Genomic DNA, 26,682 nt, shown 5'->3' with positions numbered 1-26,682 from the left:
TGAGGTGTATGCAATGAGTGTTGTCGATCTACTTTCACTATCCTGCAAACGAGTGCTTGTGACCGGAGGTAGCCGAGGCCTTGGGCTCGGAATGGCTCGCGGCATGCGTGAAGCGGGTGCGGCGGTGGCGATCATGTCACGGACTGCAGAGCAGGTGCACGCAGCTGCGTCCGAGATTTCGGCGCTTCCGCTCGTGGCTGATGCCAACGGTGACCCGGCACAGATCCTTACAGAAGCTGAGGAGTTGCTCGGCGGTGGCATCGATTGTGTCGTTCACGCAGCCGGTATTCAGCACCGGGCCGCAGCAGAAGAGTTTCCGGCAGAAGAATGGGATAACGTTCTTCGTACGAACCTGACTGCCCCTTTCCGTCTCAGTCAAGAACTTGGGCGCAGGCAACTACAGGCGGGTTGTTCAGGGAGCCATATTTTTATCGGTTCGCTTACAAGCACACTATCGATTCGTGGAATTACCGCGTATACGGCGTCAAAATCGGCTATCTATGGAGTGATCCGAAGCCTGAGCACCGAATGGGCTGGCCGCGGGATTCGGGTGAATGGGATTGCCCCAGGATATTTCCGTACGAATCTAACCGAGTCGGTATTCTCTGATCCGGAGACGTATGCCAATATGCTTCGCCGTATCCCGATGGAGCGGTTCGGTGATCCAAAAGAACTCGCCGGACCAGCGGTATTCCTCGCATCGGATGCTGCTTCTTACATTACTGGGCAATTGATCACAGTCGACGGCGGCTGGACAGCCGCCTGACCCCTACCAAATTGGCAACCAAGAATCACGGAGTTGGCCATGTCTATTTTTCAACAACAGCTTTCACGTCGGGGCTTGTTGCGTGTCGGCGGAGGGCTGGCAGCGGCAGCAGCGGTCGGAACAAGCCTGGTTGGGTGCTCGTCTCCCGGAACCACGGATGACGTGCTGCGTATTGGCTGCATGCTTCCGATTACTGGCCCGAATGCTCTGCTCGGGCAGTCATCTTGGCGAGGCGTTGAACTCGCCGCACAGATGCGTAATGAAGCGGGTGGTATCGCCGGCAAGAAACTAGAAATTGTATTTGCCGATGTTCCCGATGTGCGTATGGCAGCTTCTGAGTCACGCCGACTGGTATTCAGCAAGAACATCAAGATCTCGCTGGGCACTTATGGATCATCACTGAGCCTGGCTGCTTCGGAGGTGTTTGCACGCACTGGCTATGCCTATGTCGAGCTGGGTGGTGTTTCGCCTGCGATTGTTAGCCGTGGGTATGAGCGGGTTTTCCGAATCAATCCAGATTCGAACAAGATGGCGATCAAAGCCTTGGAAATCATGAAGGACTTCGTGGCTCCCCAACTTGGTAAGTCACCGAGCGAGCTCAAAGTCATGGTGGTTCATGAAGACTCGAACTACGGGCAGTCGCTCGCGACAGCCGCTAAGAAGGCGGCCGAGCCACTTGGTATGAAGATCTTTGCCACCGAGGCGTATTCGGCCAAACAAACTGACGTGTCGTCAACTGTGGCCCGTATTAAGGCCGCAAAGCCCGATGCTGTCTTTGCCATCTCCTACGCTGCTGATGCCGTATTGCTCGGCCGGTCAATGCGGGACGCCGGAGTGAAAGTTCCCGCCTGGGTAGGTGGCGGTGGCGGCTACTCGATGCAGGAGTTTTCGAACGCTCTCGGAAGTGCAGCAGACGGTGTGCTTGACGCAGACTTCCCGCAGCCCCGGATGAACACCGAGCAGGCACCAGGACTGCCAGAGTTCTTGGAACGATACCGCGAGAAGTATGGTGTCGATCCCGACTCAGGGTATCCGCAGGTTAACTTCACAGGCGCCAGCCTGGTATTCGACGTGCTCGAATCGATCGGCGGTATCGATGACCCTGACGCATTCGCCCAGGCAATGCGTCAAGCTGCCTTCGCTGCGGGGCAGTCAGTGTGCGGTTGGGGTCTCCAAATCGGTGACGACGGGCAGAACACTCGTTCAGACCACAACGTTATGCAGTGGCGCGACGGAAAACTCGAAACTGTCTATCCGGCAAAGTACGCGGTTCGTGACGCTGAACTGATCACACCCTTTAGTCGGTAGGAGCGGATACTCATGGAAGCAATAATTCAGGCAGTTATGAGCGGCCTGTTGCTCGGTGGCGTTTATGCGCTTATCGCAACTGGTCTCAACATCATTTTCGGTGTGGTGAAGATCACGAACTTTGCCCATGGTGAACTGGTCATGATCGCTATGTACATGACCTGGTTCCTGTGGACATCGTGGTCAGTGAATCCCTATGTGTCGCTCTTCATCGTCACGCCACTCATGTTCTTGTCGGGTGTTGTGCTGCAGAAGGTCATCCTGGAACCGATGCAGGACTCCTCGGCGAATATGAAGATCTTTGTAACTCTGGGACTCTCGGTTTTCCTACAGAACCTGATGCTCTTCCTTTACGGCGGACAGTTCCGAACCGTCACCGTTGGGTGGGCTGACCAGACGATCACAATCGGCGGTATCACAGCAACCTACGGTCGACTGCTCGCGTTTGCTGTAGCCGTGTTGCTGGTGATCGGAATCTTCTACATCATGAACCGCACCATGGTCGGACGAGTGCTTGCCGCGGTTTCGGAAGATCGCGATACCGCGCGAATGATCGGTATCCCGGTGCGTAGGTTCTACCTGCTCGCAATGGGGCTCGGCGCGGCTATGACCGGCATCGCTGGTGTGCTCATCATCCCGTTCCAGGCTGCATACCCGATGGTTGGTGCCCACTACACGCTGATGGCGTTCGTGGTGGTAGTCATCGGCGGTCTCGGCAACATGACTGGCGCACTGCTCGGTGGTCTCACCCTGGGCATCATCGAGACCCTGACAGGTACGTTCATCGACCCCGCGCTGCAGCAGGTTGCGGTGTTCGTGGTCTTCATCATCGTGCTCATCGTGCGGCCCGCCGGCATTTTTGGTGGCTCGGCCCGTAACGCAGAAGTGGGGCTGAAGTAAATGTCGAAACGAAGCATTCTTGGGCTTGGTATAGCCGCTCTAGTGGCGCTCGTCTTGCCGCTTGCCGTCAAGGACCAGTACGTCCAGCACGTTGCAATTGTCACCTTTATCTACATCGGTATCACGGTTGCTTGGAACCTCATGGCGATTGGTGGGACGCTATCGTTGGGTCACGCCGCATTCTTCGGTGTTGGCGCCTACACGACGGCCATCCTGTTCATCAAGTTTGGGGTTAACCCATGGGTCGGCATTCTGTTGTCGATGGTGACATCCGCGCTTACTGCGCTGCTGTTGGTGGTGCCGCTGCTGCGACTTCGGGGGCCGTTCTTCACCCTCTCGTCGCTGGCATTCGTTGAGGTACTGCGATTGCTCGCGATTTGGGCGGTTCCAGTGACTAATGGTTCGTCGGGGCTCACAACGCCGTCCGATCAGGGCTTTGCCTACATCTCGTTTGAGAACCGGGAACCCTACTACTACATCGTGCTGGCGTTCGTGATCATCGTGGTGGCCTTCTCGGTTTGGCTCTACGGCTCGAAGGTTGGCTACCATCTGCGTGCCCTCAAGACGGATGAGCAGGCGCTTCGAGCACTCGGTGTCCGTACGAATGGGCTCAAGATCTCGATCATGGTGATCTCAGCGGCCATCACCGGCGCGTTTGGTGCGTTCTCAGCCATCTACTACTTCGTGATCGAACCGGAGACGCAGTTCTCGATGATGCTCTACTCGGTGCAGCCAGCGCTTAATGGCATCATCGGCGGTATGGGCACTGTTGTGGGTCCGATCATCGGCGCCGTGCTCATGACCCCCCTTGGCGAATGGCTGCACACGGCCTTCTCGGGAGCCCAGGGCGTGAACTTCATGATTTACGGTCTGGTGCTCATCGTGATTGTTCGTCTGCTACCGGGCGGTCTTGTCGATGGCTGGAACCGGCTGTTCTCGAGAAAGCAAACAAGCAAAATCAGCTCCGATGCGGCAGAGACTTCCGCTGCGAAAGGCGGTGAAGAGTAGTGACTAACGAAAATCTGCTCGAGGTTCGGGACGTATCGAAGCGTTTCGGTGGTGTACAGGCAGTCGGTGGTGTTTCACTCGACGTGAAACCCAACGAGATTGTCGGAATTATCGGCCCCAACGGAGCTGGTAAAACCACCTTCTTTAATCTCCTGTCGGGACTATTCATTTCGGATACCGGCAGCATCACTTTCGACGGACGCGACATCACGAAGGCTGATCTCGCTACCCGCGCGCGAATGGGGATCGGCCGTACGTTCCAGGTTGTGCGCCCGTTTGCTGGCATGACGGTTGCCGAGAACGTCATGGTGCCGTTGCTGGTGAACAACTCGAACGTTCGGGAATGCAAAACCCGAGCCCTAGAGCTGCTCGAAGAACTCGGTATTCCAGAGCTCGCCAACGTGCCCACCGAGTCGCTCACGCTCGCGCAACGCAAGCGCACCGAGGTGGCTCGTGCGCTTGCCACCGATCCGAAGCTGCTGCTGCTCGACGAGGTGCTGGCTGGCCTCAATAGCCGCGAGGTCGTTGAGGTACTGCCATTCGTTAACCGGGTGCGTGAGCGTGGCGTGGCAATCCTGATGATTGAACACATCGTGGCGGCTGTGACCGAAGTGTCCGACCGGATGATCGTGCTCGATCACGGACAGCTGCTGACGAGCGGTCTTCCGCATGACGTCATCAGCGACCCCAAGGTTATTGAGGCCTACCTCGGTACAAAACACAGCGCTGATACGACTGCCATCAAGATCATGAACGAGGCGAAGGGGGAGCAGTAACCATGCTGGAGATCAAAAATGTATCCGCTTACTACGGTGATGCACAGGCTCTCGAGGATGTATCACTGACGCTCCCTGACAGCGGCATTACTGCACTACTCGGTCCGAACGCGGCTGGGAAGACGACTACCCTGCGCGTGATTAGCGGCATTCTCAAGGCTGCTAGTGGCTCGATCACGTTCGACGGCGAAGATATCACCCACCTTCATCCGTCCGAGCGCGTGGAACGTGGAATTGTTCAGGTTCCGGAGGGACGTAAACTCTTTGGCTCACTTTCGGTAGAAGACAACCTGTTGCTTGGCGGATATGTCAGTCGAAAAGACCGAAAGACCAAGGAGCGCCTGGATGGCATCTATGAGCACTTCCCGCGCCTAAAAGAGCGGCGAAAACAAGAAGCTGGACTGCTTTCGGGTGGTGAACAGCAGATGGTTGCGGTTGGGCGTGGGCTCATGGCTGCACCGAAAGTGCTGATGATTGACGAGATGTCACTTGGCTTGGCGCCAGTGGTGGTCGAGCAGATGTTCCAGCTCGTCCGTGACATTGCGACTGAGAATATGTCAGTGCTCATCGTTGAGCAGCACGTGCAAAATGCGCTCGAGATCTCCGACCACGGCACCATCATCGAGGGCGGGATCACGCGAATGTCGGGAACTGCCTCAGAACTGCTGTCGAGTGACTTGGTAAGGGAATCGTATTTCGGCGGCTAGGGTGCTGGCGTTACCGGAAGTGAGGTTGAAAGCGGTATGAAGAACTCATCTGTGGCGGTGGTGGGCGCCGGCATTATTGGCGCAGCTACCGCAGCATTACTCACTGAACACGGGCACTCGGTAACGGTTTTTGAAAAAGAGCAAAGTGCGGCAGCACATCAAACCGGGCACAATAGCGGCGTCGTGCATGCTGGGCTGTATTACGAGCCAGGAAGTTTGAAAGCGCGGCTCACGCGGCGGGGCGTCGAACTTCTGCACGAATACTGTGAGAGACGTGGTGTGGCGTATCAGGCCTGCGGCAAGCTGGTTGTTGCGCATCGCGTCGACCAGCTTGAGCGGCTGAATCACATTGCTGAACGTGCTCGAGCAAATGGCGTGCCGGGAATTGAAGTTGTCGATGCCGAGCGCATCCGTGAGATCGAACCCAATAGTGTGGGAATTGCGGCGGTGCACTCACCAAGCACAGCGATAGTCGACTATCCGGGCGTCACACGAAGCTTGCTCGATGACGTAGTCCTCGGGGGTGGCGAGCTTCGTTTCGGAGACAGGGTCACGCGTGTTACAAAGCGTGGCCGCCAGCACGTTGTTGAATCCGAGCGAGGCGGAGGTGCGTTTGACTACGTCATCGTCTGTGGCGGGCTGCAATCCGATCGCATCGCCAAAAAATCCGGTGCCGACCCCTATCCCGCAATTGTTCCGTTCTACGGTGACTATTTCGAGTTGGCTGCCGACAAGACACACCTTGTCAACGGGCTGCTGTATCCCGTTCCTGATCCTGCCTATCCGTTCCTTGGCGTGCATCTCACAAGGATGATTGATGGGCGAGTGACCGTCGGACCCAACGCCTTTCTCTCGTTTGCACGCGAGGGATACACCCGATGGAGTCTCAACATTGGCGATCTGTGGCAGACCTCGACGTCGGCGGCGTTCTGGCGGTTCGCCAGCCAGAACATGCGTGCCGCTCGGGAGCAGATTGCCACCGCGAGCAAACGGTCGTTTGTTGAAGGTGCGCAGGAGTTCGTGCCGGAAATCGAAGCGTCCGACATGAAGTGGGGCGGCCGCGGGATTCGTGCGCAGGCGATGAATCGAGATGGTTCGCTGCTCGATGATTTTGCGATCGAGCGAATCGATAATGCGGTATTTGTGCGAAATGCGCCGTCCCCCGCGGCGACGTCGTCGCTCGCGATTGCCGAGCACATCGTGGAGCAAATGCTCCTGCAGTAAATGAGATTGACGATGGCAGCCAAGATCGGCATGATCGCGTTGTCTCCGGGCACATTCACAATTTTCAGGTGATTCATCAACTGATCTTGCGTCGTGGATATTCTTGGAGGGGCCCATTTCGCGTTTTAGAGGCACCCGCTCAACAAACGAACGCGCTGAGCAATCACTTATAGCCGCATGTGACGAATTACTGGTCGGTGTCGACACCGGCGTCGTTCTCACCATTGGCGCCCTTCCCTACCTGCCGAATGCGGCGTTGTAATCCGCCGGCGGTGATCAACAGGTAGAGAACAGCTGAAATTGACACACCCCAGCCGAGCCCAAAGGTTTGCCCCACCCAGGTGACGATCGGTGCCACCAGTGCTACGACCAGCGAGTGGGTCATCGACAGAATCGATACCGCCGTTGCACGCACGCCGTCCGGCACGCCCTGGTGAAAAAGCCCGGCAACCAGCACCTGCAGCATGCCTTGTAACGCAACATGAACGACGAACGATGCCCAGATCAGTACCGGACCGTCCGAGAGTGCAAACGCTACGGTTGCGGCAACGTTGATGATGGCAACGACCGCAAGGTGTGCGACGCGGATCTTCAGAATGCGCAACAGCATCGGCCCGACAAGGTTGGCAATGTTGAGCCCGAGGTAGCCGATGGCGAGAAACACGAGCGAGACCTCATTGAACTTCACTTGCCACAGGAAGAATGGCGCGACTGCGGCGGCGTTGGTGACGACTACGAGCCAGGCATGGGGCGCACGAACGGTCCCGAGCGCCTGGCGCGCGAACTTGGGCCAGGGCAGTTGGTGGTGGTCGGTGATTTTGTCGCGAAAAAACGCGATCACGATGCCTGCGGCGACAAAGAACACGATGGCGGCCAACCAGATTCCCTGTGGCCAGACCGCGAAAATGAGCACTCCGGTGAGGCCCCCGACAATGCCAGCCGCAGCCGACACATAGGTGATCTTGCCGTATGCCTTCGCAATCACGTCGGGGTCACGGCTTGGAAGCGAGTTGACGATGATTGCGTTCGAGGTGCCCGTCATTGCAGCTGTGGCTACACCCGCAATGATTTGTGCGAGCACGAGAGATGATTCGTTGAGGTTCGCGAAGAACAGCGCGAAGGCAGCGATGCGCAGTGCATTTCCGATTTGCAGGGCGCGTTTGTTTGAGTAGCGATCGAAGAGCACCGCGAAGGGAAGCTCCGCAGCGGTGAGCGCGATATTGAAAGCTGCCGCCATCAAGCCGATAAATGCGAGCGAATAGCCGAGTGTCTGAAAATAAACGACGTCGACTGCCGCAAAGCACGCAATACCAGCCGAGCTGAGAGCGATGAACGCGAATGCGTTGCGCATTGATACTTCCTACATGAAGAGTGGTCCAGTGTATGACAGTTGGGGTTCGTTGTGCATGAGAATTTCGGCAAACTCTGCAAGTCGATTGCATCCAGTAAAATAGGTGGCGTCAAGGATGCTAGCGCCACTGAGAAGAACCTTCACTACGGTAAAGCTGCCTTCCTCTGCTACGTTCATCTCAAATACCGACATATTTTGTAGGTGCGCGGAATCGATTAACTGTTCCAACGTCTGATGTTCGACGAAGAACTTGCCAGCTCGATCGAGGCTAGTTTTCGGCTCGCCACAGACAGTAAACATATTTGGGAAGATATGTTTGGATTCACCAGTAAACCATATAGATCTCATATCGGTATCGGTCGGCTCCACCTCAATCCCAGAGTCTAAAGAGTACAGCATTTGAACACATTCAACAAATGCGCGCCTAAGTGACTCTTGGGCTGTTTCAGAGTGTCCCGACCCTCTGGCGGTCTTGGTGTGGAAACCTGAGTCTGACTCAAATGAGACGTTTGCAACAGGGGCGTAAAAAGGATTTGGTAGGAGAGAGAATGTAAACTGTCCGGAAAACTGAGCCATGCGAACTCTTACATCAGCAGGCAAGTCTTCCTCGTCAATATGCAAGGGAGGTGCGCCAGTTCTTGCGTAATACCAGAATGCATCCCGTTCAATAATTTCACGCAAAGCTTGTAACCTCGCGTCAGTGCGATCTGCGCCAGCGGCAGCTCCGTTTGTGCTGCTTGACGAGATTGTGTGACCGTTTACAGCAGTGTAAGGGCAGAAAACAAAGTTAGCCGGAATTAAAACATCTCTTTCTGTGTATAAGTCCCGCGCCGGATACCATTCGACTGGTAACTCCGAGTGGTAAGCCACCAGTGATGGATGCGAGTCAGCCGAGGGGAGTCCAAATTTCGCAGCTGCATCGACCGCTGCCGGCATTTCGAGCTCGGTGCCTGTGCAAACATCATTGCGTGAGACTGTCGCCAGACAATATCTCTCAAGGCCCTCCCCGAGACAACTCGCTAGAGACTGCTCGATGCGCAAACCCTTGCCGCCGGAGATCTGACAGTCGGAAGCGCGACTTGCCGTTCGGATGGGTGCATTAACGATAGCAACGTCGTGACAATCTTGAACACGTACAGGATTGCCAAGAACGGATGCGAAGCCGATAGCCCACCTATTTGCCTTGATGAAGGCATCTGCGTCGACGGAGCGAAAACCCGCCGTGTCTGGCTGCGCAGCCGCATTGGATCCTAGTGTCATTGGTGCGGCACCAACTGCGGGTGGGGTTATGCTACCTCTCACTACTCCGCATCTCGCACAACTAGCAGCACCGGCAACACAAGACCAGTTCTGATCTCCAAAAGCATTCGTCACAGCAAGTGATAGGTCGTGCAGTAGGTAGAACAGCGAAATGAGCAGTATGGCCGAGTCATCGGTAAATTCTTGTCTGGCCGAATTTGGGTAGTAATACTCAATATAGTCAGGAATGCCAGACAAGCAGTCCAGGCATCCATCCCTGCGATCCTCGCGAATGAGAATCCATGTTTGCATATCGCTGGTACCAAGGCAAAATATCGCAGCGCCTTTTAAGGCCTTTGTCTCTACGCTCATGATAGCGGACTCGTCACATGGTGCGATCTGCAATTCGTCGCAAATGGCCAGATATGAGGTCAGCACCTCTGCAATTTCCATGGGATTTCACTCCCTTCAAAGTTGGGGAGACTCTTTCGAATCTCCCCAACTCACAATCAGGTGCCTAGACAATCGGCGGAGGTCCGTAACTCTGTGACGCTTGCCTTCCAGCAAAGTCTTTGTCCGAACCGGAAACTAGAATGTTACTAGATACCATTTGAGCTCCTTTGCTCTCCGTGAGCTTTGCCCCAGCTCACTTCTATCCGTCCTCGAGTGAGGCTCCTTCTCATTGAATCACATGTGGGCCATTGGTGCCAGTTCGTATTGTGTTACAGCACGCCAATCGACTCGCGTCCCTCTCAAGCAAGGCAGTCAGTGCAGCTCAACATGCCCCTCCTCTTGCAGGTGTATTTCTCTTGCCGTGACGGGCGTCTGTGGCCATAGCGCCGCCGTTGATAGCGCCGGCGAGTGAGTTGAGTGAAAGATCAGGGTGGACGTCTTTGTGTGCATCTGAGTTCCCGACCCTCCGAGTTTCCTCACACTTCCTCCTCGAAGACCCCCGCGGGTGGCTCGAAATGCACGCTGTTGGGCCTCGCTGGGCACAAGCGCGGAGTCCTGTAACCGTCGCGAGCTAGTAGTAACCGATCGACTTGTTGACGGGGCAACCTAGTCTTCGCGGATACACGCCACCGACGGCACACCATCGCGCGCCAGGCCGTGCGTGTCTCCCGCAAAACCGGGGAATTCATCGGCAATCGCCGACTCGACCACCAGGTAGTCGACCATCCGCTGGGTCACCCGCTCACCGGGCACCACCAGCGGAATCCCCGGCGGGTAGGGTGTCAACAGCACCGCGGTGATGCGGCCCGCCAGCTCGGCCAGCGGCACATGCTCCACCTTCCCCGAGGTCATCGCGGTCCACGCATCCGCGGGCAGCATCGCCATCTCGGGGTCGTCGAGATAAATATCGGTCGAGAGGTTCGCGAAGTCAGTCTCGCGGTAGCGTTCGTGCATCGCCTGGCACAGATCCGCCAGCCCGCGCCCGCGATAGCTTGGCTCTTCGGCACAGAATCGCGGCATTACCCGCTCAAGCGGCGCGTTCTCGTCAAAGGCGCGCTTGAACCGGTGCAGCTCGGCAATCAGCGTGTTCCAACGCCCCTTGGTCACACCGATCGTGAACAGCACAAACAGGCTGTACAGCCCGATCTTCTCAACCACGATGCCGTGCTCGGCGAGGTATTTCGCCAGTACCGGCCCCGGAATCCCAATCTCGCCAAACGAGCCGTCAAGGTTCAGACCGGGCGTGGTGAGCGTCACCTTCAGTGGGTCGAGCATCGTGAACTCGTTATCCACCGAGTCACCAAAGCCGTGCCAGGCATCCTGCGGCCGCAGCAACCAGTCGTTACGGTCGAGCTGATCGGCACCCTGCGAGGTTTCGGGGCCCCACACCTCGAACCACCAATCGCCGGGCTCGCGCTCGGCGCCGATGCGGGTGATGGCGCGGCGGAACTCGAGCGCTTCGGTGATGGCTTCGCCCACCAGCGCCCGGCCACCAACCCCGCGCATCATCTCGGCCGAAACATCACAGCTGGCAATGATCGCGTACTGCGGCGAAGTGGAGGTGTGGATGAGATACGACTCGTTAAAAATCTCGCGGTCGAGCTGGCGGGTGGCCGAGTCTTGCACCAGCACCTGCGAAGCCTGCGACAGTCCGGCGAGCAGTTTGTGGGTCGACTGCGTGGCATACACGAGCGACGATTCGGTGCGCTCGGCAGTGTTATCGACGGCGTGCATATCGCGGTACAGCTCGTGGAATGCGGCGTGGGGCACCCAGGCCTCATCGAAATGCAGCGCCTCGACATGCCCGTCGAGGATGCGCTTAATTTCGCTGGCGTTGTAGAGGATGCCGTCATAGGTCGACTGCGTCAGCGACAAAATCTTGGGCGTTGCGTCGGGGTTTTCAACCAGCGGATGGTTGCGGATGCGTTCGCGGATCGCTTCGGGGTCGAACTCGCTGCGCGGAATCGGACCGATAATGCCGGCTCGGTTGCGGGTCGGGCGCAGATAGATCGGCACGGCACCGGTCAGCATCAGGCTGTGGAGGATCGACTTGTGGCAGTTGCGGTCAACCAGCACCACATCGCCGCGGTTCACGCACGAGTTCCACACGACCTTGTTCGATGTCGAGGTGCCGTTCGTCACAAAAAACAGGTGGTCGGCGCGGAAGGTTTCGCTGGCGCGCTGTTCTGATTCGGCGATTGGCCCCGAGTGGTCGAGCAGCTGACCGAGTTCTTTCACCGAGCTCGACACATCGGTGCGCAGCATGTTTTCGCCAAAAAACCCGTGGAAGAGCGTGCCCACCGGCGACTTCAAAAAGGCGGTGCCACCCGAGTGGCCGGGGGAGTGCCACGAGTAGGCGCCGTCGTTTGAATAGTGAATGAGCGACTTAAAAAACGGCGGCGCAAGTTCGCGCAGGTAGTTGGCGGCTTCGCGCTGGATGGTGCGCGCCGCGAATGCCGGCGTGTCTTCGTGTGCGTTGACGACACCTTCGATTTCACTGAGCACCTCGACGGGGATGCGGCGAGCGGTGAGCTGTTCGCCATACAGGTACATCGGGATGCGTTCGTTCTGTCCCCGCACCACCGCGACAAATTCGCGCAGCGCATCCATATGCCGGTCATCCTCGCTGGTCATAGCGCGTGGATCAACCACGTACACGACAGCCGAGTTGTCGGTGGTGAGGCGGCCGAATGCGTTGGCGTCGTCAACCGTGTGGATGTGTTCAACGGTGGTGCCCGAATCACGCAGGGCGGTTTCGAGCGCGTCGAGCGCCGCCCAGGTTTCGGGGGCGGGCTGTACCGAATTGGTGACGATCGCGATGGGGAAGTCGATGGTCATGTCTTGCCTTCGCGGTGGGCGGTAACCGTGCGGGTTACCGGCGGGTGGACGCACAGCCACTTTGCTGTGCTCCAGCAGCCTAGCGTGAAATGTGAACGTCATTCGCATCCGATTTTGAGGTGCCGGGCACCATCTCGGGTGCGGATGCGTGCGTGTGCACAACCCTATTGTGTTGACCGGGTGCGCCGGCACTAAGGCGACGTTCTGGTTGCCGGTGTAGTTTCGATTCAGTGCATCCGTCAGCGTCGACCACCGTGTGGCGAGCGTAAACGCGGATCCGCATCATTTGGAACTTTAGAGAGGCACAGATGAGCTACCCCACCGAAGCAGAACTGCTCGCCAAACTCCCCACGCAGCTGTACATCAACGGCGAATGGGTTGACGGCGAGAACGAACCGTTCAGCGTCCACGACCCGGCCACCGGCGAAGAACTGGTCAAGGTCGCAAACGCCACCCCCGCTCAGGCAAAGGCAGCTCTCGACGCTGCGGTCGCGGTGAAGGACGAGTGGGCACGCACCACTCCGCGTCACCGCTCCGACCTGCTGCGCGCGGCATTCGACAAGATCAACGAGATGCGCGACGAATTTGCGCTGCTGATGACTCTCGAAATGGGTAAGCCGCTCAACGAGTCGCAGGGTGAGGTCACCTACGGCGCCGAATATGTGCGCTGGTTCTCAGAGCAGGCGCCGCGCGTGCTCGGCCGCTACGGCTCGACCCCCGAGGGCAACGCCCGCATGATCGTTTCGAAGCACCCGGTTGGCCCCTGCTTCCTCATCACCCCGTGGAACTTCCCGCTGGCCATGGCCACCCGCAAGATCGCTCCGGCGCTCGCGGCTGGTAACACCTGCGTGGTGAAGCCCGCATCGCTCACCCCGCTGACCACGCTGCTGTTCGTGAAGGTACTCGAAGAGGTTGGCGTTCCCGCCGGTGTGGTCAACGTCATCACCTCGCGCGACACCGCCGGTGTGTCGAACCAGATCATGGAAGACCCGCGCCTGCGCAAGGTTTCGTTCACCGGTTCGACACCGGTGGGTGTTGGCCTGCTCAAGAAGGCTGCCGACAACGTGCTGCGCTCGTCGATGGAGCTCGGCGGTAACGCGCCATTCGTGGTGTTTGAAGACGCCGACCTCGACAAGGCAGTTGAGGGTGTGCTCGCCGCGAAATTCCGCAACATCGGCCAGGCCTGCACTGCCGCCAACCGCATCTACGTGCACTCGTCGATCGCTGACGAGTTTGCGAAGCGTGTCGGTGAGAAGGTTGCCGCCTACAAGATGGGCCGCGGCACCGAAGACGGTGTGGTGATCGGCCCCCTCGTCGAGCAGAAGGCGGTCGACAAGGTCGACTCGCTCGTGCAGGATGCGGTGGCTCGCGGCGCCGAGGTTGTCACCGGTGCGAAGCGCGGTGAGGGCGCAGGCTTCTTCTACGAGGCCACGGTGCTCAACAATGTTTCGCCGGATGCGGACGTGTGCCGCGAAGAGATTTTCGGCCCGGTGCTACCGATCGTGCAGTTCGACACCGAGGACGAAGCCGTCGAGCTCGCCAACGGTTCGGAATACGGCCTTATGTCGTATGTCTACACCGAGAACTTCTCGCGCGGTCAGCGCATGATGGACCGCATCGAGGCAGGCATGATGGGCCTGAACGTCGGTGTGCTCTCGAACGCCGCCGCACCGTTCGGTGGTGTGAAGGCTTCGGGTCTCGGTAAGGAAGGCTCGTTCGAAGGTATCGAGGAATACCTCAACACGAAGTACACCGCGGTTCCCGACCCGTTCGCGGACCAGTAGTTCGCTAGCGTGCACCGCCCGCGGCTAGGCAAACCTCGAGTTGCCGGCCGCGGGCGGTTTGCGTTTCAATAACGAGCCCGGTGGGCCGGCTGGCCCGGCGAATCAGCTGGCTGGTCGGGTAACCCGGCGGGGCCGCGCTAGTTCGTATACACCAGCCGGTGACCCGCATCCATTGCGTCAAGATCACCGTCGTGACCCGCACGTGCCGCCCGATAGCCAAGCACATACGCGTAGGCCAGATAGCTCAGCAGCGCCACCGCGCCGATGCCGATTTTCACGGCCCACGGCCAGTTTTGGCGGGTGACAAAACCTTCGATCAACCCCGAGATGAACAGGAAGATCGTGGTGCCGACCGCGGCGATGACCAGCGTGCGTCCCGCGATTCCCGCGCTCACCAGGCGAGGCTGCGGCCCCGGCACGATGAGCGACCAAAACAGGGCAAAGCCGGTGCCGGCGGCGACGAAGATCATGGTCAACTCGAGCAGCCCGTGCGGTGCAATCCACAGGAAAAAAGCGTCGAGGTGGCCAAAGTGCGCCAGCACTGCGGCCGAGGTGCCCAGCGCGACAGCGTTCTGCACCAGCATCACGATCGGAAAGATGCCGGTAAAACCGAACGCGATACACAGCGCGGCAATCCAAGCATTATTGGTAAACACTCGTGCCGCGAACGCGGTTTCGCTGTATTCCGAGTAGTAGTTGATGAAGTCGTCTTCGGCGTATTGCTGCAGGCCAGCCTCAGTGCCATAAAACTGCAGCAGTTCGGGGTTCATTTGATGCCAGAAGAATGATCCCATCGCAACCAGCACGGTGAATAGTGCCGCCGCGAGCGTCCACCAGCGCACCCGGTAGAGGGATGCGGGTAGCTGTTCGACAAAAAATTCCTGCAGCGTCAGCAGGGGGTTGCGGCGGATGCGCGTAAACCGCATCCGGGCTTGTGACATGAAGACCGAAAGCGTGGCGGTTTGGGCCGATTCGCCATAGGTGGTGCGCATAGCCGAAATATCGCTGGCACCCGACTGGTAGCGGGCGATGAGTTCGTCGGCTTCAACGCCAGTGAGCTCGCGTTTATTCGCGAGCTGTCGCAAGCGCTGCCACTCTGCCTGCCGGGCTTCGGCGTAAATGTCCATGTCCATGTGGTGCAATCTTTCCATGACTACACGAGCGGACGCTGTCGGTTTGCCGACCGATTCAGACGAGATCATCGTCGGTGAGGGCGTTGCGCTGGCGGTGCCGCCCGCTGGATTCTTGTTGCGGGCGCTGGGATCGATCATCGATGTGGCGCTCATCGCGCTGGGCTATCTGCTCAGCCTGTGGCTGCTGGGGATGATTCTGGTTGCTTGGATACACGACACCGGCGTCATGATTGAAGACGCCTGGATTCCGGTGTTCATGATTATTTGGGCCGTGTTTTGGGGGCTGGTGGTGCCGGTCACGATCGAAACGCTGTCGCACGGCCGCTCACTGGGGAAGCTCGCGGTGGGGATTCGGGTGGTGCGCCTGGATGGCGGCTCGATCAACTTCCGGCATGCGTTTGTGCGCGGGCTGACGGGATTGGTCGAGATTTTTATGACCTTCGGTTCGGTTGCGGCGCTGACGGGTGTGCTGTCGCCGCGCGGTCAGCGGGTGGGCGATTTACTCGCCGGCACCTACGCGCAGCTGGAGCGGTTGCCGCGTCCGCAACCGCTGGTGTTGATGCTGCCACCGGGGCTCGAAAATTGGGCCGCGATTGCGGATGTTTCGCGACTTCCCGACCGGGTTGTGCGACGCATCCGTGATTTCTTTTTGCAGGCCGACAAACTCACTCCCGCAGCTCGCAGCGCGCTGGCGGCTGATTTGGCGCGTCAGGCGAAACCCTACGTGCATCCGGTGCCAGATGTGGGGGCCGAGGTGTTCCTGGTGGCCATCACGGTGGTGCGCCGCGAGCGTGAGCGGCGCGCTCTTGAAGCCCGCGCCCGACGCATCGCCCGCCTCACCCCAACCCTCGAACAGCTGCCGTATCAGCTGCCGAATCGTTAGACGGTTCGGCACAAGACCGGCACAGTGAAAACCGCGGTTAGCGGTTTTCGAGCAGACCAGCACAGTGTCGACCGTGCGGGCGAACCGGCAAATGCCGCAAGAGCTCGCCCGCGGGACCAGGTGCTTGACGGTTCATAGTCTGGTGGTAGTCTCTCTATGAACGCCCCGGTGATGCCTCTGTTTTGACATGCACCCGGGGCTCCTGTTTTCCTACAGCCGCCCGGCCTTCTTCAGTTCGAGGTATTGATCCGCCAGTAGGGGTGGCAGATCCAGTGGCGGTGCTGAAATTGGCACCGCACCCGACTGGGTAATTGCCCGCTCAACTCGCCGTGCATCCAGAGTTGCCCGTTCGGCAGCCGCGGCCCGCAGCACCTGTTCGCGATCGCCCAACGTGGTCACCAGCTCTGCCACGCTCGGGTCGCTTGCCGAAGCGACCACCACGAGGTGCTTTCGGGTGATGTCGGGCAGCATTTCGAGCAGCGGCCGCGATGCGGCGGCGTGCTCGGCAGTGGTGAGCAGCACCACGAGTGCCCGCTGCGTGGTGAATTCGCGCACCAGCCGGGGAATATCGTTCCACGCGGTTTCGATGAGCTCGGGTTCGACGGTTGCCATCGACTCAACCATTTTTGATAGCAGTGTGGCACCGCTGGCATCGTGCACCCGTGCCCGCACCCGGCGGTCGTAGGCGATCAGCGACACCCGGTCGCCGGCTTGGCTGGCCAGCGCGGCCAGCAGCAGGGATGCTTCGATTGCGGTGTCGAGGCGGGTTTCGTCGCCGATGCGGGCGGCCGCCGCGCGTCCGGTGTCGATGACAATAATGACCTGCCGGTCGCGTTCGGGTCGCCAGGTGCGCACCACGAGGTCTTGTTTACGGGCGGTTGCACGCCAGTCGATCGACCGCACATCGTCGCCGCGCACATAGTCGCGCAGCGAGTCGAATTCGGTGCCCTGGCCGCGCACCTGCAGGGTGGTGGCGCCGTCAAGTTCGCGCAGCCGCATCACCCGCGACGGCAGGTGCCGGCGCGAATTGAATGGCGGCAGCACCCTTACCCGGCCCGGTGCACTGATGGTGGCCTGTCGCGCCAGCAGATGCAGGGGTCCCCATGACCGGATCACCACGCCCGCGGTGGTGCGGTCGCCGCGACGCCACGGATGCAGCGTGTGCGTGAGCGCTCGACGCTCGCCGGCAGGGATGACGACACGATCACGCATCCTGCCCGCCCCGGCTGACGGTTCCCACAGATCACGGAACTGGGCGTGCATCCCGCGCCCCAAATTAGTGATCAGCACGCGCGACTCAACCGGTTCGCCGAGCCGCACTCGGCCGGGAAGCTCGCGTTCAACGCGCACTTTTCTCGCCGGTGCTGCCAAGCTCAGGTCGATGATGCCGAGCAGCAGCCAGCAACCGAGCACCGCGCCGAGGGTGCCAAAAGCGCTGCCCGGTGCATCCCCGAAAATCACCAGCGGGATGATGCCAACGAGCAGTAGCGCCGCGTAGAGAGGACTGATTGCCACTAGACCGGCACCCGCACCTGCTGCATGATCGACGCGAGCACCGAGTCAGCCGAGACACCCTCGAGCTCGGCCTCGGGCTCGAGCGCGATGCGGTGTCGCCACACCGGCTGCACCAGGTGCTGGATGTGGTCGGGCGTCACCGCGGGGTAGCCGTGCAGATAGGCGAGGGCCTTCGCAGCGCGCAGCAGCATGGTGGCACCACGCGGTGATACGCCCATTCGCACCGACGGTGACTGTCGGGTGGCGCGGGCGAGATCGACCATATAGGCGAGGATTTCGGGGCTGGCCTGCACCTGCTGCGAGGCCCGCTGTGCCTGCAAAATTTCGTCGCGGCCAATCACGGCCCGCACTCCGGCGGTGTTGAGATCGCGCGGCGAAAAACCGGCGGCGTGACGGCGCAGCACCTCAAACTCGGCATCGCGCGGGGGCAGATCGAGTACGAGCTTCATGAGGAAGCGGTCAAGCTGCGCCTCTGGAAGCGAATAGGTGCCCTCAAATTCGATCGGGTTCATGGTGGCGGCAACCATGAACGGTTCGGGCAGTGGTCGGGTGACACCGTCGGCCGACACCTGCCGCTCTTCCATCGCCTCGAGCAGTGACGACTGGGTTTTGGGCGGGGTGCGGTTGATTTCGTCGGCGAGCAGCAGGTTGGTAAATACCGGCCCTTCACGAAACTCGAATTCGCCGGTGCGGTTGTCGTACACGAGCGAGCCGGTGACATCCCCGGGCATCAGGTCGGGGGTGAACTGCACTCGCTTGGTGTCGAGGCTGAGCGCCTGGCTGAGGGTTCGCACCAGCAGGGTTTTGGCGGTGCCGGGCACACCTTCGAGGAGCACGTGCCCGCCGGCGAGTAGTGCCACCAGCAGGCCATCCACGGCTTCGTCCTGGCCGACGACGGCCTTACCGACTTCGGCGCGTACCTGCGCGAGTTGATTACGAATTGAATCGGTCATCTGGGTTCCTTCGCTCTCGAAGTGGGGCAAAAGTGGTGGGGGTTTCGGAAGCAGTATTGCCGCGATGCTTGGATTCACGGCCGACGGCGGCGCGTACACGACGTTCGAGCTCGGCGCAGGCATTGGCGAGATCGACCATCTCGCCGGCGTTTTCGGGGATGCGGGTGATCAGCACAGCGTGCGCATGGTCGCGGGGAACATGGGCAAGCGCGGCGCAGGCGTCGGCGACGGCTTCGGCACTGGTGTTGCGGCCGATTCCGGCGAGGTCGGCAATGCGGTCGAGGGTGCCGATTCGGATGGCGTCAAGTGCGTGGATGTGGGCGCCTGCCTGGCCGTAGAGTCGGGCGCGTCCCTCGATAGTTTCGTTAGCGGGCACCGCGACCGGTAGTCGTTCGGCGACCAGCGGGCCAAAACGGCGACCGTATGCCAGGCAGGCGGTGATGCCGGCAATTATTAGCAGGATTATTGCCGGTAGCTGCCACTGCGGCACATAGGCTGAACGCGCGGTCTGTTCGGGAAGGTCTTTCAGGCTCGGGACGTACCAGACCAGGTGGGGGTTTTCGCCGAGCACGTTGATGGCCATCGCCGCGTTGGCGTGGCTGGCGATGTTGCCGTTGGTGAGTACGAGCGGCTGCCCGATCACGGTCACTTTTGTGGCGGCGCCGTCGCCGCTACCGGTCACGAGTGCGTAGCCATTTTCACCGCGGTAGCAACCGTGGGCATCCTCTGTGGGTGAATATTCACTGCCGGAAGTGGTCGAGATGCGCGGGGCGCGGCTGCCGAGATCTCCACAGTCGCTACCGGCCGGCAGCGACTGCTCGGGATCGGACTCTTGGGCTCCGGCCACCTGCGCCACATCTTTCACCCATTGCCGGCCGGTGTAGTTGGGTGCGAGCACGATGAGGTGGTCGACATTGAGCTGCCGGATGCGTTCCCAATCGTCGCTATCGAGCAGCGTCGAGGTGTCAGACACCACGAGTGTTGTTTGGGGTGAGACGGCGTCTTCGGTGTCGTCGAGCGAGTCGGTTTGTTGCACGCTGACGCCGTGGTCTTGCAGCACCGATACGAGCGCTTTGGTGCCGCTGGGGCGCGGCGAATCGGGGCTGAGGGGGATGCCGTCGGCGCTGCTGACCTGAGCGCCTCGGATCAGCACCGTCACGAGGGTGAGTACTACGAGCCCAATACCGATATAGATCCAGGCGGATGACTTCCGCCACCACTGGCGCGGTGTTGGCGAGAGTGTGGCATTTGGTTCGACGGGATTGACCTTCTCGACCGAGCTGGTTTGGCTGGGTGGGGGCGATGTCGTTGCTGTGGTGGGTGTCACGGTGCCCCCGCTGGAGTGGTGTTCGCTGCGGCAAGCTCGGCGATTTTGGGCCGGGATGATTCGAGCCGCTCATCAAGCGCCCGCAGTGCCTCATAGCCCGTGCGGGTGCCGGCGACGCCGAGATAGCGCACCTCGTCGAAGCGGTCGGCTGCGCGGTGGAGCTCGCCCGCCTCAGCAGGAAACACGCGTACGGCGGCAGCGGCCACACCCTGCGCGGTGGTGCCGGGACGCAGGGCGATCAGGGTGCGGTCGCTCAGTGCGCGTGAGATGGCACGGAATCGTTCGGCGATTGCGAGGCTCCAGTCATTTTGGGATGCGGCTGCCTCGGCCGCTTGCCGGAGCTCGATGGCCGAGCGCGGGTCATCCTCGAGGAATACCGCACCGGGTTTCGCCGCGCGTCGAGCGATTGCGCGGGGCCGCCCCAGCAGCACGAGCCCGGCGATGAGCGCGATCAAGAGCACCAGCAGCACAATCGCCCAGGGGTTGATGCCGCTGCCTTTGAAGCCGCCGTCCATAACGAGGTTTGCGAGCTGTTCCCACAACCAGGCGAAAAATTCTTCAATGAAGTTTGGTTTTGCTTGCTGATATTCCTGTTTGCTCAGCTCTTGCAGCACCCAGTCGCGAGCCTCGGGCTCGTCGGGCATAAGCGGTGGGGTGGCGGCGGCGAAAAAAATCAAGATGATTGACCCGTGTTTTTAGTGTCGCCGCTACCCGCATCCGTACCTGTGGTGCGGTCAGTATCCGCATTCCCCGACGGCCGGGGTGAACCGTAGGGGGACACGGGCTGGTCGTACTGCGGAGCGGGGCCGGGCTGCGGGGCAGCTGGCTGGCTCGCATACGGTTGATTCGAAAATTGCTGGCTCGGGTATTGCGGGTCAGAGTATGACTGGCTCGGGTATTGCGGGCCAGGGTACGGCTGACCCGAATATGGCTGGCCAGGGTAGGGCTGCGGATATGGTGGTGCCGGATAGCCCGATTGCGGGCCCGTGTATGCCGGCTGAGCGGGTTCGGGAGCCGGCCCGAGATCCGGTGCCGTCCAGGGCTCGGGATCAACCGGCTCTCCGGCGGCGACCTGTTCGGCAGTGCGCTGCAGATGGATGTTGAGCCCCTCTTTTCGCATCCGCAAATCGGCATACATAATTACCGCGTTACCGCTGGTCAAAATGAGTGTCAGCGTGGTCACCAGCGTCGAAAACACCACCATGACGAGTGACGCAAAAATGGCCAGACCGGTGACCACCGGCTCTTGGCCGCTGGCAGCATCGCCGAACGGCACGAGCAGCTGAGTGAACAGTGGTACGAACACCGAGCCCAGCAGGCTGATCACCTGCGTGACCACGCTAATGATGATCCCGAGTACCAGCACTGTTCCCAGCGTGCGCCAAAAATATTTATTAGACAGTCGCCAGCTGCGCTTCAACGCAGCACCCGGGCCGAGGTTTTCAAGCGCGATTGCTGACGGGCCAAACAGCAGCTTGATCTGGAAAAAAGACACGGCGGCGGTTAACGCCAAGATGATGACAAACATCAAGACGATGACCGACACAATGACACCGACGTTCGGATCGCCGCCGGCTGATGAAGAAATCGACCAAAACACCAGTAGCGCGCCAAGTCCACCGGCAACCAGCACGATACCGAGCTGGATGAGCCCCATCAGCAGGATGTAGCCGATCATGGCCCACATCCGCTTTGTAGCTCGGCGCCACGCTTGGCCGAAGCGGAGCGGGCGATTGACCGCGGCTGCGGCAACCACCTGGGCGATGATCACCTGCAATAGTGCTGAACCGAGCAGGCCGATGAGGAAGCCCGGAACCATCGAAAGCAGCAACCAGAACGGAAATCCCAGCGCAATGGCGAGCCCGTCTTCACCGCCTGCTCGTGCCAGCCGATCGGCCGCCCAGATCACCGTCAGCAGCGGGCCCGCGATCATCAGCAGCGAGGTGACCGCATTAATGATCAGCCCCGAACCAACCGAAACCGCGGCATTGGTGCGTAACAGCTTAAATGTTGTGCCGAGAACCTCACCAAAATTGAGCGGCCGCAGCGGGAAAAGCCCCGGTGCCGGCGCTGCCACCCAGCCAGTAGGCCCCATCTGCGCCGACCCGGTGTCCCAGCTCGCAGAACTGCCATAAGCGTTGAACTGCGGCGGCGGCGGGGTCGGTTGCGAGTTCGTTCCCTGGTCGAATTGGTTCACACGGCAATGGTCGCACAGTAGCTTCCCCCAATCTCGAAAACTCCACAGCTAACATTGGAGGCAGATTATTGGCAGCGTGACGTGGTGCGCCGCCGACTGAACAGGCAGCCGACTCAATAGGAGGTTTCATGGCCGAGCGCATTCTGGTGGTCGACGACGACACTCCACTGGCAGAAATGATCGGCATCGTGCTCGAGTCGGAAGGATACGACCCCGACTACTGCGCCGACGGCGCCGCAGCGCTTGCCAAATTCCGCGAGGTCGACCCCGACCTGGTGCTCCTCGACGTGATGCTGCCGGGGATGGACGGCATCGAAATCTGCAAGCGCATCCGTGCCGAATCGGGGGTGCCCATCATTATGCTCACCGCTAAAGCTGACACCACCGACATCGTGCGGGGCCTTGAGGTTGGTGCGGACGACTACATCGTCAAACCTTTCAACCCGAAAGAGCTCGTAGCTCGAATTAAGACGCGGCTGCGGGGCAGCCAATCGGAGAGCCCGGAGCTGATCCGGGTGGGCGATATCACCATGAACGTGGCCGCCCACGAGGTGCTGCGCGGTGACGAACCGATTAACCTCACGCCGCTCGAATTTGACCTGCTGCTGACCCTCGCTTCGAAACCACAGAAGGTGTTCACTCGCGAAGAGCTGCTCGAACAGGTGTGGGGATACCAGTACAAATCCGATACTCGCTTGGTGAACGTGCACGTGCAGCGGCTGCGCTCGAAGGTTGAGCTCGACCCGGATCAGCCGAAGATCGTCACCACGGTGCGCGGGGTTGGGTACCGGGCGGGACACACACCCGCGTGACCGGTACATCCACGGAACTGGTGCGGGTCGAGCTCGACACCAGTACGCTCCGCGAAGAGTCAAACCGGTCGCTGCTGGGCGAACCACTGCCCGGAAGCTGGCTGCGTCCCACCGGGATCCTCGCGAATATGCGTTTTCTTTGGCGCACCTCGCTGCCGTATCGGGTCACCCTCGTGGCTGTGGGGCTGACCACGCTGACCGTGCTCGTCGTCGGTCTGGTGATGGGACACGCTATCGCGCGAGACCTCTACAGCTCGCGTGTGAGCGAGATCGTGAGTGAAGCCGATCGCGCTGGAACCGCCGCCCGGGCAGCGTTCGCTGCCGGCGCTGAAAGCGACGAGACCGTGTTGACCTCGCTGCGTCAACAGGCGCTACAGACCGCATCCGAACAGGCCGCAAACTCGCGCGGATACGCGTTCTATCGGGCGCCCCAAACCAGCAGCTCAGTTGGCCTGCAAAACATCGCCTCAGACGTGCAAGTGGCCGAACTCATCACCGACGAACTTCGCACCGCAGTGCGCGGAGATAGCGAGAATCTGCACTATCAATCGGTGGCGCTCCCCGGCCGTGAGGGCGAAGGCGACATTCCCGGAGTGATCGTCGGAACCGGGGTCAACGTCCCAACAGTGGGCATGTTCGAGTATTACCTGGTCTACTCGCTCGAAGGCTCACAACAAACCCTCGATTTTGTGCAGCGCACCCTCGTGGTTTCGATGGTCATCCTGGTGTTGCTGGTGGCGGTGATCGTCGGTGCGATTACTCGCGCGGTGATCCGCCCCATCCGCACCGCAGCGCGAGCCAGTCTCAAACTTGCGGATGGTGAGCTGGGCCAGCGGGTACCGGTGCGTGGTGAAGACGATCTCGGGGTGCTCGCTCGCTCGTTCAACCAGATGGCCGACAACCTGCAGCGTCAAATTGAGCAGCTCGAACACCTATCAAAGGTGCAGCAGCGGTTCGTTTCGGATGTGTCGCACGAGCTGCGAACCCCGCTCACCACTATTCGCCTCGCCGGCGGCATCGTGTATGCCCGGCGCGACGAATTCGACAAGGCGTTCGCGCGTTCCGCTGAACTTTTGCACGACCAGATCGGCCGCTTTGAACTGCTGCTCAATGATCTGCTTGAAATTAGCCGCTATGACGCCGGTGCCGTCGAAATGCTTCGTAAACCGAACAGCCTCGGTGCGATCGCTGATGATGTCATCGGCTCGATGAGCCAGGTGGCGCTCGATCACGGCGTGGAACTCATCTTCCTCGAACCCGAACGGTTGGTCGAGGCCGAGTTTGACGAGCGGCGCATCACTCGCGTGGTGCGCAACCTCATCGCCAATGCCATCGAGCACAGTGAGGGGCGACCCATCGTCATCACTGTCGACAGTAACGCCACTGCAGTCGCCATCTCGGTGCGCGACTACGGCCTCGGTATGGCGCCCAACCAGGCCGAACACGTGTTTGAACGCTTCTGGCGAGCCGACCCCTCGCGTAAGCGCACCATGGGCGGATCAGGTCTTGGCCTGGCTATTTCACAGGAGGATGCGCAGCTGCACGGCGGATGGCTGCAGGTGTGGTCGAGACCGGGAATGGGCTCAAATTTCCGACTCACGCTGCCGCGAACGGCGGGCGACAGTATTGTTTCGTCTCCGCTGCCGCTCGAGCCCGAGGACGCCGGTGCTGAATCATTCCAGGCGCCCAGCTACTGGGGATATGTTGTTCGTCGTATCGGGGCGGTCGACGACCCCGACCTGCCCGAAGTCAGCAACCACACCCCGAGTGCCGGCGAGCCGCCAGCATCCGGCGCAAGTGACCATCAGGGAGATCCGCAATGAAACGCGTTTCGCGTCTAGCTGCGCTCGCACTCGCCGGCACTGTGGCGCTGGCGGGATGCGCGTCGATCCCGATGGAGGGGTCGGTTGAGCTGGCTCGCCATGTCGAACAAGACCGAGAACAAGGCGTGCGCTATTTCCCGGCCGGGCCGCTGACCGGCGGTAGTCGCGAAGAAATCGTGCAGGGTTTCCTCGATGCCGGTACCGGTGTGCAGGATAATTTTGCGGTGGCACGCCAATTTCTCGCCTCCGAATCTGCCGACCAATGGCGTCCAGAGCAGCGCACCATCGTTGCCGGCGGCCAAGCATCCATGAAAACACTCGCCACCAACCTCGTTGAGGTGACGCTGCAAAGTTACGGTGAGGTTGACGCCGCCGGGAACTACACGTTCTATGTGCAACCCAAGAGCGTGACCCTGCAATTTAAACTGGCGCAGATCGACGGTGAGTGGCGCATCCAAGAGGCACCAGACGCGATCGTGCTGCAGCGGCAGGCATTTGTTGACCTTTTCCACTCGCTGACCCTCGAATATTTCGATAGCCAATTCACCTACACCACCGGTGACCTGCGCTGGGTTATGACAAACCGTGACGAAGCTACGCGCGCTACCCAGCTGCTGCTCGAAGGTCCGAACCAGTGGTTGGCTCAGGGTGGGGCGGTGCGCAGTGCAATTCCTGCCCAGGTGCGTCTGCTCGAACCGGTGCGCACCGAAGGCAATACCGCGATCGTGAATCTGAGCGATGAAATCTCACAGATGCAGCCCGATCAGCTGAGCCTGGTGCGGCTACAACTCGAGCAAACCCTCAAACCGGTGCTCGAAGTGGGAACGGTGGAAATCCGTGTCAATGGCGCCACACTTGATGTCCAGCTGCCGCAGCCCGGCCGTGTGTTGCTCGAAACCGAAGTGAAATCGGCACCGCTGGTGGCGCAGGGGCAGCAGGTCGGTTATCTCTACGGCACCGAGTTGCGTGAACCCCAGGGCGCGGCAAACGTTGAGTCGGTGGTGGTTGATCAGAAGGCGATTCGCGGTGCGCTGTCGCTTTCGCGTCAAACCGCGGCGCTGCTCACGAAGGATGCGACGCTGGCGATGCGTTTTGCCGACACCGAACCGCAGTTGATCGACACCCGACCCGGCCAGATCGAGCCGTCGCTCGACAACTGGGACTATGTGTGGACGCAGTCGACCGAGCAGCCGGGTTTGTGGGTCACCAAAATCGGCGAGACAAATTCTGAAGAGATTGCACTTCCCGAAGGGGTGCGGGATGATTTCATCTCGTTCCAGCCCTCGCGCGATGGTGTGCGGATGGCCTTCCTTTACAAGGACGATGACCGGGTCGTGTTGGCAATTTCACCGATTCAGCGGGATGAAGCGGGCACGCCGGTTGGATTTGGTGAACCGCTGCTGTTAAAAATGCCCGGTGCGGCGGCGGCCGATGTTGCCTGGGTTGATCGGAACACGGTCGCCATGCTGGTCGACGTTCCCGACGGCTCAACCGATGTGCGTATTTACCGTGTTGGCGGCGAGCTCACTTCGCTCGGCACCATTCAGGATGCGGTGCAGGTGGCGGGCTCGAATTCGCTTGCCGGGATGCGCATCATTGACCGCAATGGCACGCTCTACGCATCCCGCGGCACGGGGTGGCGATCGAATGCGGCCACCGTGAGCTTCCTATTCGCGCAGGAGTAG

General features: G+C 60.2%; 21 protein-coding genes. 12 read left to right on the top strand and 9 right to left on the bottom strand.

Annotated features, from left to right (window positions below):
* Nucleotides 1-13 precede the first annotated feature (13 nt).
* The 7 genes from PV375_RS06750 to lhgO are packed head-to-tail and all read left to right on the top strand — an operon-like array spanning nucleotide 14 to nucleotide 6,689.
* Nucleotides 14-766: an SDR family oxidoreductase gene (locus PV375_RS06750; RefSeq protein ID WP_332106661.1), complete on the top strand. Its 753-nt coding sequence runs from the start codon at nucleotides 14-16 to the stop codon at nucleotides 764-766.
* 39 nt (nucleotides 767-805) lie between these two features.
* Nucleotides 806-2,074, top strand: a complete 1,269-nt coding sequence (locus PV375_RS06745; RefSeq protein WP_332106660.1) for an ABC transporter substrate-binding protein — start codon at nucleotides 806-808, stop codon at nucleotides 2,072-2,074.
* 12 nt (nucleotides 2,075-2,086) lie between these two features.
* Nucleotides 2,087-2,974: a branched-chain amino acid ABC transporter permease gene (locus PV375_RS06740; RefSeq protein WP_201517314.1), complete on the top strand. Its 888-nt coding sequence runs from the start codon at nucleotides 2,087-2,089 to the stop codon at nucleotides 2,972-2,974.
* Nucleotides 2,975-3,982 carry a branched-chain amino acid ABC transporter permease gene (locus tag PV375_RS06735; protein WP_332106659.1) on the top strand — a complete coding sequence of 336 codons (1,008 nt, stop codon included), beginning with the start codon at nucleotides 2,975-2,977 and terminating at the stop codon, nucleotides 3,980-3,982.
* Nucleotides 3,982-4,758 (top strand): ABC transporter ATP-binding protein, encoded by a 777-nt coding sequence (locus PV375_RS06730; RefSeq protein WP_201517316.1) that lies wholly within the window; start codon nucleotides 3,982-3,984, stop codon nucleotides 4,756-4,758. Before PV375_RS06735 ends, PV375_RS06730 begins: the two co-directional genes overlap by 1 nt.
* A gap of 2 nt (nucleotides 4,759-4,760) precedes the next feature.
* Nucleotides 4,761-5,465, top strand: coding sequence for an ABC transporter ATP-binding protein (locus PV375_RS06725; protein ID WP_201517317.1), 705 nt, complete (start codon nucleotides 4,761-4,763; stop codon nucleotides 5,463-5,465).
* A gap of 36 nt (nucleotides 5,466-5,501) precedes the next feature.
* A complete protein-coding gene (gene lhgO, locus PV375_RS06720) occupies nucleotides 5,502-6,689 on the top strand; it encodes an L-2-hydroxyglutarate oxidase (protein WP_332106658.1) in 1,188 nt (395 codons plus the stop codon).
* Nucleotides 6,690-6,876: 187 nt separating this feature from the next.
* On the opposite strand, the gene PV375_RS06715 is transcribed toward lhgO, so the two are convergent.
* The 3 genes from PV375_RS06715 to PV375_RS06705 form a co-directional block, all read right to left on the bottom strand.
* The gene (locus tag PV375_RS06715; RefSeq protein ID WP_332106657.1) at nucleotides 6,877-8,040 is read right to left on the bottom strand and encodes an MFS transporter; all 1,164 of its coding nucleotides are present in this window, start codon (nucleotides 8,038-8,040) and stop codon (nucleotides 6,877-6,879) included.
* A gap of 9 nt (nucleotides 8,041-8,049) precedes the next feature.
* On the bottom strand, nucleotides 8,050-9,732 hold the full coding sequence (locus PV375_RS06710; RefSeq protein WP_332106656.1) for a YcaO-like family protein: 1,683 nt from the start codon (nucleotides 9,730-9,732) through the stop codon (nucleotides 8,050-8,052).
* Between the two features lie 606 nt (nucleotides 9,733-10,338).
* Entirely contained in the window at nucleotides 10,339-12,570 is a 2,232-nt protein-coding gene (locus tag PV375_RS06705) for an Orn/Lys/Arg decarboxylase N-terminal domain-containing protein (RefSeq protein WP_332106655.1), read from the bottom strand.
* Nucleotides 12,571-12,878: 308 nt separating this feature from the next.
* On the opposite strand from PV375_RS06705, the gene PV375_RS06700 reads away from it, so the two are divergent.
* Nucleotides 12,879-14,354, top strand: a complete 1,476-nt coding sequence (locus PV375_RS06700) for an NAD-dependent succinate-semialdehyde dehydrogenase (protein ID WP_332106654.1) — start codon at nucleotides 12,879-12,881, stop codon at nucleotides 14,352-14,354.
* Nucleotides 14,355-14,491: 137 nt separating this feature from the next.
* On the opposite strand, the gene PV375_RS06695 is transcribed toward PV375_RS06700, so the two are convergent.
* Nucleotides 14,492-15,487 (bottom strand): stage II sporulation protein M, encoded by a 996-nt coding sequence (locus tag PV375_RS06695; protein WP_332106653.1) that lies wholly within the window; start codon nucleotides 15,485-15,487, stop codon nucleotides 14,492-14,494.
* 16 nt (nucleotides 15,488-15,503) lie between these two features.
* Here PV375_RS06695 and PV375_RS06690 point away from each other — a divergent pair, with 16 nt between their 5' ends.
* On the top strand, nucleotides 15,504-16,370 hold the full coding sequence (locus tag PV375_RS06690) for an RDD family protein (RefSeq protein ID WP_201517323.1): 867 nt from the start codon (nucleotides 15,504-15,506) through the stop codon (nucleotides 16,368-16,370).
* A 210-nt stretch (nucleotides 16,371-16,580) separates the two neighbouring features.
* Here PV375_RS06690 and PV375_RS06685 read toward each other — a convergent pair whose 3' ends face one another.
* From PV375_RS06685 to PV375_RS06665, 5 genes are read right to left on the bottom strand one after another with little or no spacing between them, the layout of a single operon-like run.
* The gene (locus PV375_RS06685; RefSeq protein WP_332106652.1) at nucleotides 16,581-17,885 is read right to left on the bottom strand and encodes a DUF58 domain-containing protein; all 1,305 of its coding nucleotides are present in this window, start codon (nucleotides 17,883-17,885) and stop codon (nucleotides 16,581-16,583) included.
* Entirely contained in the window at nucleotides 17,885-18,838 is a 954-nt protein-coding gene (locus PV375_RS06680; protein ID WP_201521199.1) for an AAA family ATPase, read from the bottom strand. The genes PV375_RS06685 and PV375_RS06680 overlap by 1 nt, the downstream gene beginning before the upstream one ends.
* Nucleotides 18,819-20,165 carry a DUF4350 domain-containing protein gene (locus tag PV375_RS06675; protein ID WP_332106651.1) on the bottom strand — a complete coding sequence of 449 codons (1,347 nt, stop codon included), beginning with the start codon at nucleotides 20,163-20,165 and terminating at the stop codon, nucleotides 18,819-18,821. Before PV375_RS06675 ends, PV375_RS06680 begins: the two co-directional genes overlap by 20 nt.
* On the bottom strand, nucleotides 20,162-20,842 hold the full coding sequence (locus tag PV375_RS06670; RefSeq protein ID WP_332106650.1) for a DUF4129 domain-containing protein: 681 nt from the start codon (nucleotides 20,840-20,842) through the stop codon (nucleotides 20,162-20,164). Before PV375_RS06670 ends, PV375_RS06675 begins: the two co-directional genes overlap by 4 nt.
* Complete coding sequence (locus tag PV375_RS06665; RefSeq protein WP_332106649.1) at nucleotides 20,839-22,362, bottom strand: hypothetical protein; 1,524 nt, start codon at nucleotides 22,360-22,362, stop codon at nucleotides 20,839-20,841. Before PV375_RS06665 ends, PV375_RS06670 begins: the two co-directional genes overlap by 4 nt.
* Before the next feature lie 128 nt (nucleotides 22,363-22,490).
* Here PV375_RS06665 and mtrA point away from each other — a divergent pair, with 128 nt between their 5' ends.
* The 3 genes from mtrA to PV375_RS06650 all read left to right on the top strand — a co-directional run bounded on the left by mtrA (nucleotide 22,491) and on the right by PV375_RS06650 (nucleotide 26,682).
* Nucleotides 22,491-23,174, top strand: coding sequence for an MtrAB system response regulator MtrA (gene mtrA / locus PV375_RS06660; RefSeq protein ID WP_201517329.1), 684 nt, complete (start codon nucleotides 22,491-22,493; stop codon nucleotides 23,172-23,174).
* A 128-nt stretch (nucleotides 23,175-23,302) separates the two neighbouring features.
* Nucleotides 23,303-24,997 carry an MtrAB system histidine kinase MtrB gene (gene mtrB / locus PV375_RS06655; RefSeq protein WP_442903939.1) on the top strand — a complete coding sequence of 565 codons (1,695 nt, stop codon included), beginning with the start codon at nucleotides 23,303-23,305 and terminating at the stop codon, nucleotides 24,995-24,997.
* On the top strand, nucleotides 24,994-26,682 hold the full coding sequence (locus PV375_RS06650) for a GerMN domain-containing protein (protein ID WP_332106647.1): 1,689 nt from the start codon (nucleotides 24,994-24,996) through the stop codon (nucleotides 26,680-26,682). The genes mtrB and PV375_RS06650 overlap by 4 nt, the downstream gene beginning before the upstream one ends.

The sequence above is a fragment of the Gulosibacter sp. GYB002 genome, from assembly GCF_036577665.1.
Lineage (GTDB): Bacteria > Actinomycetota > Actinomycetes > Actinomycetales > Microbacteriaceae > Gulosibacter > Gulosibacter hominis.
The sequence above is the reverse complement of the archived record's forward strand: the minus strand, read 5'-3'. Positions and strand labels throughout refer to the sequence as shown.

Excerpts from the sequence above, each read along its gene's own strand:
- PV375_RS06735 (WP_332106659.1), top strand. The coding sequence starts at position 2,975 with ATGTCGAAACGAAGCATTCTTGGGCTTGGTATAGCCGCTCTAGTGGCG.
- PV375_RS06700 (WP_332106654.1), top strand. The coding sequence starts at position 12,879 with ATGAGCTACCCCACCGAAGCAGAACTGCTCGCCAAACTCCCCACGCAG.
- PV375_RS06705 (WP_332106655.1), bottom strand. The coding sequence starts at position 12,570 with ATGACCATCGACTTCCCCATCGCGATCGTCACCAATTCGGTACAGCCC.
- PV375_RS06695 (WP_332106653.1), bottom strand. The coding sequence starts at position 15,487 with ATGGACATGGACATTTACGCCGAAGCCCGGCAGGCAGAGTGGCAGCGC.
- PV375_RS06710 (WP_332106656.1), bottom strand. The coding sequence starts at position 9,732 with ATGGAAATTGCAGAGGTGCTGACCTCATATCTGGCCATTTGCGACGAA.
- PV375_RS06715 (WP_332106657.1), bottom strand. The coding sequence starts at position 8,040 with ATGCGCAACGCATTCGCGTTCATCGCTCTCAGCTCGGCTGGTATTGCG.
- mtrA (WP_201517329.1), top strand. The coding sequence starts at position 22,491 with ATGGCCGAGCGCATTCTGGTGGTCGACGACGACACTCCACTGGCAGAA.
- lhgO (WP_332106658.1), top strand. The coding sequence starts at position 5,502 with ATGAAGAACTCATCTGTGGCGGTGGTGGGCGCCGGCATTATTGGCGCA.
- PV375_RS06725 (WP_201517317.1), top strand. The coding sequence starts at position 4,761 with ATGCTGGAGATCAAAAATGTATCCGCTTACTACGGTGATGCACAGGCT.
- PV375_RS06690 (WP_201517323.1), top strand. The coding sequence starts at position 15,504 with ATGACTACACGAGCGGACGCTGTCGGTTTGCCGACCGATTCAGACGAG.
- PV375_RS06750 (WP_332106661.1), top strand. The coding sequence starts at position 14 with ATGAGTGTTGTCGATCTACTTTCACTATCCTGCAAACGAGTGCTTGTG.
- mtrB (WP_442903939.1), top strand. The coding sequence starts at position 23,303 with ATGCGTTTTCTTTGGCGCACCTCGCTGCCGTATCGGGTCACCCTCGTG.
- PV375_RS06740 (WP_201517314.1), top strand. The coding sequence starts at position 2,087 with ATGGAAGCAATAATTCAGGCAGTTATGAGCGGCCTGTTGCTCGGTGGC.
- PV375_RS06650 (WP_332106647.1), top strand. The coding sequence starts at position 24,994 with ATGAAACGCGTTTCGCGTCTAGCTGCGCTCGCACTCGCCGGCACTGTG.
- PV375_RS06680 (WP_201521199.1), bottom strand. The coding sequence starts at position 18,838 with ATGACCGATTCAATTCGTAATCAACTCGCGCAGGTACGCGCCGAAGTC.
- PV375_RS06745 (WP_332106660.1), top strand. The coding sequence starts at position 806 with ATGTCTATTTTTCAACAACAGCTTTCACGTCGGGGCTTGTTGCGTGTC.